Annotated in this window: 6 protein-coding genes and 1 pseudogene; 4 read left to right on the top strand and 3 right to left on the bottom strand. The window is 40.1% G+C overall.

All coding sequences use genetic code 11. From position 1 onward, the window contains the following. From CALSC_RS25075 to CALSC_RS25065, 3 genes are all read right to left on the bottom strand, one after another. The coding region (locus tag CALSC_RS25075) for a CHAT domain-containing protein (RefSeq protein ID WP_235006950.1) at positions 1–1,538 on the bottom strand (1,538 nt) is incomplete at its 3' end. Positions 1,539–1,564: 26 nt separating this feature from the next. Beyond that, entirely contained in the window at positions 1,565–1,816 is a 252-nt protein-coding gene (locus CALSC_RS28260; protein ID WP_088243909.1) for a tetratricopeptide repeat protein, read from the bottom strand. After that, a complete protein-coding gene (locus CALSC_RS25065; RefSeq protein ID WP_088243908.1) occupies positions 1,804–2,133 on the bottom strand; it encodes a tetratricopeptide repeat protein in 330 nt (109 codons plus the stop codon). Before CALSC_RS25065 ends, CALSC_RS28260 begins: the two co-directional genes overlap by 13 nt. A gap of 414 nt (positions 2,134–2,547) precedes the next feature. On the opposite strand from CALSC_RS25065, the gene CALSC_RS25060 reads away from it, so the two are divergent. The 4 genes and pseudogenes from CALSC_RS25060 to CALSC_RS25055 all read left to right on the top strand — a co-directional run bounded on the left by CALSC_RS25060 (position 2,548) and on the right by CALSC_RS25055 (position 5,626). After that, positions 2,548–3,057 (top strand): hypothetical protein, encoded by a 510-nt coding sequence (locus CALSC_RS25060; RefSeq protein WP_088243907.1) that lies wholly within the window; start codon positions 2,548–2,550, stop codon positions 3,055–3,057. Between the two features lie 269 nt (positions 3,058–3,326). Then, positions 3,327–3,887, top strand: a complete 561-nt coding sequence (locus CALSC_RS27175; protein ID WP_200817754.1) for a tetratricopeptide repeat protein — start codon at positions 3,327–3,329, stop codon at positions 3,885–3,887. Positions 3,888–3,946: 59 nt separating this feature from the next. Then, positions 3,947–4,096 (top strand): annotated as a pseudogene (locus CALSC_RS28255) (hypothetical protein); the annotation flags it as partial. 3 nt (positions 4,097–4,099) lie between these two features. After that, entirely contained in the window at positions 4,100–5,626 is a 1,527-nt protein-coding gene (locus CALSC_RS25055; RefSeq protein ID WP_200817753.1) for a CHAT domain-containing protein, read from the top strand. Positions 5,627–5,838 lie beyond the last annotated feature (212 nt).

Genomic DNA, 5,838 nt, shown 5'->3' with positions numbered 1-5,838 from the left:
AGACTTACTTTCCACAAAGACACCACCAAAGTAGGCACCCCAGAAGCCATAAAAGCACGGGATAAACCAATCACCCCTTCACCTCTAATATCCCCTCTACCTGTATCACAAGCACTCAACACCACTAAATCAGCTTGTAGCTTTTGTTCGCTTGATAATCCAAACTTCTCCATGATTTCACTAGTAGTCAAGAAACCATCGTCTTTACCAAAAGGAGTGAAAGTAATTGCACCAGGGGAACCAATGGCGTTAATTCCATCAAGTAAACCGTGGGTAGCAAAATGAATTAATTTGGCAGATGACATTTTTTTTACAATAGCTGGCTCCGTAGCTTGGCTACCAATAATGGCTTTAGTCCCCAGCATTTTGGCAATAATTTTCGCTTCTTCTTCTGCACCATCTAATTGTTTGAGAGGTTCTAATTTTTTCCCTACTTTTGTTTTAGGCATGGTAGGATTACCAACAATTAAAACATCCTTACCGCGAGGAAGAATAGGTGCTGTTTGTTTATTTTGTGGATTTAAACTCAGTGCTTGAATGGAAGGAGCAGTGAGGATAGTATGCTTTTCAATCAGGTATTTATCTTTTTCATCTTGGAGAGCAACGAAGGGAACCAAAAACAACTCTTGATGGGGAATGAAGATAACCTTTTGTTGTTCATCTTTGGGTAATAAATCAGCGATGGGTTTGATCAACAGTTGATGGAGCTGTTTTAAGCGGTTGGTGGAGCTATCTTTTTTACCAGGGGGATTATTACTGTTACGTCCCCTGACATTAAGCTGTTTTTCACGGGTAATTTTTACCAGTTGTTGGATAGAAATATCTTTGGGAAGAGAAACAGAGCGGAATTTGATTTTACCTTGGGGTGAGATTACCCAGATATAAATTTCATTTAAGGTAACGAAATATTCAACTAGGGTAGCCTTTTCTTTGTTAGCAACTTGTTGAATTTGGGTAAGAGTAAGGGTTGGTGGAATAAGTTCTTGTTTTGGTTTGTTATGTCTTGTGCGGTATAAGATTTCCACCAAAGCACGAGTTCGTCCCTGCTCGGAAATAACTAGAGCTTGTTGGGGTTGTTTTCGAGCGATGAGTACTTGTTGGAGTAGACGATAGGTACGTGCTTGTTGTTCAAAGATGGAGACTTTCCAAGTATCTTTATTAAGTAAGAGTTTACGGATATCTTCATAGGTAGTAATAGCTTGGCGCAGATGGTTTTCTGCTGCTACTAGTTTTCCAGATTTTTGGAGAGCTAGTCCTAGGTTGTTGAGAGAAACTGCAACACCTCGGCGGTTCCCTATTTCCTTTGAGATTGCTAAATATTGCTGATGGTAATCAATGGCTTTTTTGTAATTCCCCAAACTATGGTAAGCATTTCCCAGATTCCCCAGAGAATTCGCAACACCTTGGCGGTTTCCTATTTCCTTTGAGATTGCTAAATGTTGTTGATGGTAATCAATGGCTTTTTTGTAATCCCCCAAACGGTAGTAAGCATTTCCCAAACTACCCAGAGAATTCGCAACACCTCGGCGGTTTCCTATTTCCTTTGAGATTGCTAAGGTTTGCTTTAGGTAATCAATGGCTTTTTGTAATCCCCCAAGCTATGGTAAGTATTTCCCAGATTCCCCAGAGAATTCGCAACACCGAGGCGGTTTCCTATTTCCTTATCGATTTTTAAAGATTGCTGATGGTAATCAATGGCTTTTTTGTAATCCCCCAAGTTTCGATAAGCAAGTCCCAGATTGTTCAGAGAATTCGCAACACCGAGGCGGTTTCCTATTTCCTTTGAGATTGCTAAGGTTTGCTTTAGGTAATCAATGGCTTTTTGTAATCCCCCAAGTTTCGATAAGCAAGTCCCAGATTCCCCAGAGAAGCAGCAACACCGAGGCGGTTTCCTATTTCTCTATAAATAGTCAATGACTGTTTCCAAGACTGCAACGCCTGGGAAAATTGACTAATGCGATACTGCTTATTACCTTGCTCTAATAGCCTATCAGCTTCTGCTTTGCGGTCATTTTTAGTTTGAGCAACTGCGGTTGAACCTAACAATCTCAGTTGCAAGTTAACACCACAAGACTCACAAATAGTCAGTGATAGAGTAATTAGGGCTAATAATATATATTTTTTACATCCCATAGCATTTACAGTCCTGCAATGAACTGAGTAATATTTCTGATTCCCTATATCTTTAAACTACTCGACCCTATGCATTTTTCGGGAAGCGTGGAGAGAGTGTGGGGAGTTTGGGGAGTGTGGGAGGTGTGGGGAGTGTGGGGAGTGTGGGGAGTGTGGGGAGAGCTTTCACTTCTACTCTCTTTTGTTTCAATATTTGCTGGATACTAACAACTTACGACAAAATTACCCAAATTTGATTCTGTAAAAATGCATAGGGTCAAATTTTTACAGATATATAAGAACAATACAGCAATCAGTAAAACTTACATCTGGTTCATGTATTTAATGTAAATATACCAGTGATCTTCAGTATATATACCTCATCAGTGGTGCTAATACAGTTCAGTTTACTTAGCTTTAAGGGAATCTGGAATCATGAAAATTATAAACACCAAGTCTGCACTGTGGATAATGCTTGCGGGAATAGTCAGTTCATCCGCTTTACCGCTCCAAGCAGCTATTAATACTAACTTTATTACTCAACAAACAGCAGAAGTTGATAATCCCCAATACGCTTTATCCTGGGGTGATATCTGGGATAAATTGCGACGCAAAAAGGGTAAACGGGGTTCACGAGGAGATGATGAGAATAAAGAATTCTTCTGCATGATTGCTCCTGGTAAGCTCAAAGATTCAAATAACGGTAAGCAAACTCTAGTAGTTTGGAATACTCGACCTTTATTCTTGTGGAAGGACGATAACAAAAAATTCAAGGGAATAGAAGTATTTCATATCCGTAGCTATAAACAGGTGTGGAAGAGTAGAACTTTAAAGCCAAACAATAATAGGGTTATTTATGACGGAGAGCCATTAAAACCAGGTGAAGCGTACTTTTGGCGAGAGACAACTTCTCCAAACTCTGAAGAAAAAGGCGAAAAATTCTGACCCCGAATTGAAACAGAAGATTAAGCAAATTCAAAGTCATGATTTTTGTTCTCTAAATAAAACAGTTGCTTTAGTAGCTAGGAGATAGTGGAGAAGACAAGGGGTAAGTATCCTATCTTCCTCTGCTCCCTAAACTTCCCACACTTACCCACTTCCCCTCCCGAAATTTGATAAATGCTCGGCTTTTGGGTTGAGAAAGTCTTTCCAAAAGCCGATTTCTCAACTTCAAGTATGGAAACAATTACTAGAATTGCAGGACTGTAAATGCTATGGGATGTCAAAAATATATTTTATTAGCTCTGATTACTCTATCACTGACTATTTGTGAGTCTTGTGGGGTTAACTTGCAGGTGAGATTGTTAGGTTCAACCGCAGTTGCTCAAACTACAAATAGCCGCGAAGCAGAAGCTGATAGGCTGTTACAGCAAGGTAATAAGCAGTATCGCATTAGTCAATTTAACCAGGCGTTGCAGTCTTGGAAACAGTCATTGGCTATTTATCGAGAAATAGGAAATCACCGAGGTGTTGCGAATTCTCTGGGGAATCTGGGTCTTGCTTACTTTGAATTGGGAGATTACAAAAAAGCCATTGATTACCATCAGCAAACCTTAGAAATCTCAAAGGAAATAGGATACCGCCTCGGTGTTGCGAATTCTCTGAACAATCTGGGAAATGCTTACTTTTCATTGGGGGATTACAAAAAAGCCATTGATTACCATCAGCAATCTTTAGAAATCTCAAAGGAAATAGGATACCGCCGAGGTGAAGCTCAATCTCTGAACAATCTGGGAAATGCTTACTACCGTTTGGGGATTACAAAAAGCCATTGATTACCATCAGCAATCTTTAGCAATAAAAAGGAAATAGGAAACCGCCTCGGTGAAGCTCAATCTCTGGGGAATCTGGGAAATGCTTATCGAAACTTAGGGGATTACAAAAAGCCATTGATTACCATCAGCAAGATTTAGCAATCTCAAAGGAAATAGGAAACCGCCTCGGTGAAGCCCAATCTCTGGGGAATCTGGGACTTGCTTACTACCGTTTGAGGGATTACAAAAAAGCCATTGATTACCTAAAGCAACAATTAGCAATCTCAAAGGAAATAGGAAACCGCCGAGGTGTTGCAGTTTCTCTCAACAACTTAGGACTAGCTCTCCAAAAATCTGGACAACTAGTAGCAGCAGAAAACCATCTGCGCCGAGCTATTGCTACTTGGGAAGACATCCGAAAACTATTGCTGACGAAAGATACTTGGAAAGTCTCCATCTTTGAGGAACAAGCACGCACCTACCGTATCCTCCAACAAGTACTCATCGCTCGAAAACAACCCCAACAAGCTCTAGTCATTTCCGAGCAGGGACGAACCCGTGCTTTAGTGGAAATCTTATACCGCACAAGACATAACAAACCAAAACAAGAACTTATTCCACCACCCCTTACTCTTACCCAAATTCAACAAGTTGCTAACAAAAAAAAGGCTACCCTAGTTGAATATTTTGTTACTACAGATGAACTTTATATCTGGGTAATCTCACCCCAAGGTAAAGTCCAATTCCGCTCTATTAAACTTCCCAAAGATATTTCTATCCAGCAACTGGTAAAAATCACCCGCGAAAAACAGCTTAATGTCAGGGGACGTAACAGTAATAATCCCCCTGGTAAAAAAGATAGCTCCACCAACCGCTTAAAACAACTCCATCAACTGTTGATCAAACCCATCGCTGATTTATTACCCAAAAATGAACAACAAAAGGTTATCTTCATTCCCCATCAAGAGTTGTTTTTGGTTCCCTTCGTCGCTCTCCAAGATGAGAAAGATAAATACCTGATTGAAAAGCACACTATTCTCACTGCTCCTTCCATTCAAGCACTGGGTTTAAATCAACAAGACAAACAAACAGCACCTATTCTTCCTCGCGGTAAGGATGTTTTAATTGTTGGTAATCCTACCATGCCTAAAAAAAAGGTAGGGAAGGAATTAGAACCTCTCAAACAATTAGAAGGTGCGGAAGAAGAAGCGAAGATTATTGCCAAAATGCTGGGAACTAAACCCATTATTGGTAGCCAAGCTACGGAGTCAACCATTGTAGAAAAAATGTCATCTGCCAAATTAATTCATTTTGCTACCCACGGTTTACTTGATGGGATTAACGCCATTGGTTCCCCTGGTGCAATTACTTTCACTCCGTTTGGTAAAGATGATGGTTTCTTGACTACTAGTGAAATCATGGAGAAATTTGGATTACCAAGTGGACAAAAGCTACAAGCTGATTTAGTGGTGTTGAGTGCTTGTGATACAGGTAGAGGGGATATTAGAGGTGAAGGGGTGATTGGTTTATCCCGTGCTTTTATGGCTTCTGGGGTGCCTACTTTGGTGGTGTCTTTGTGGAAGGTACCTGATGATGACACCGTAAAGTTGATGAAAGAATTTTATACAAATATATACAATCATAAGCTTGATAAGGCTCAGGCGATGCGTCAGGCGATGTTAAAGATGCTCAAAGATGAAGATGGCGATCCTGACCCCAAAAATTGGGCGGCTTTTACCGTGATTGGTAAGACTCGGTAATTTTGTAGTCCATAATTCAAGGAATAAATCTCTTTTGAAACCGAAATTTATAGCACTACGCAATTATGTTAGGACATTGTTTAAGGCTGAAACCTATGAACAGTAAACTTATTACTTATTACTTATTACTTGCGCGTAGCGCTATAGGATTGAAGATGAAATAAAATACAACAAAACCTCACCCTGTCCTATCGGACATCCCTCTCCTTAGT

This window comes from Calothrix rhizosoleniae SC01 (assembly GCF_900185595.1).
Lineage (GTDB): Bacteria > Cyanobacteriota > Cyanobacteriia > Cyanobacteriales > Nostocaceae > Calothrix_A > Calothrix_A rhizosoleniae.
The sequence above is the reverse complement of the archived record's forward strand: the minus strand, read 5'-3'. Positions and strand labels throughout refer to the sequence as shown.

What these genes read in the sequence shown, in the direction of transcription:
- CALSC_RS25065 (WP_088243908.1), bottom strand. Translation starts at nt 2,133, where the DNA reads ATGGGATGTAAAAAATATATATTATTAGCCCTAATTACTCTATCACTG.
- CALSC_RS25060 (WP_088243907.1), top strand. Translation starts at nt 2,548, where the DNA reads ATGAAAATTATAAACACCAAGTCTGCACTGTGGATAATGCTTGCGGGA.
- CALSC_RS27175 (WP_200817754.1), top strand. Translation starts at nt 3,327, where the DNA reads ATGGGATGTCAAAAATATATTTTATTAGCTCTGATTACTCTATCACTG.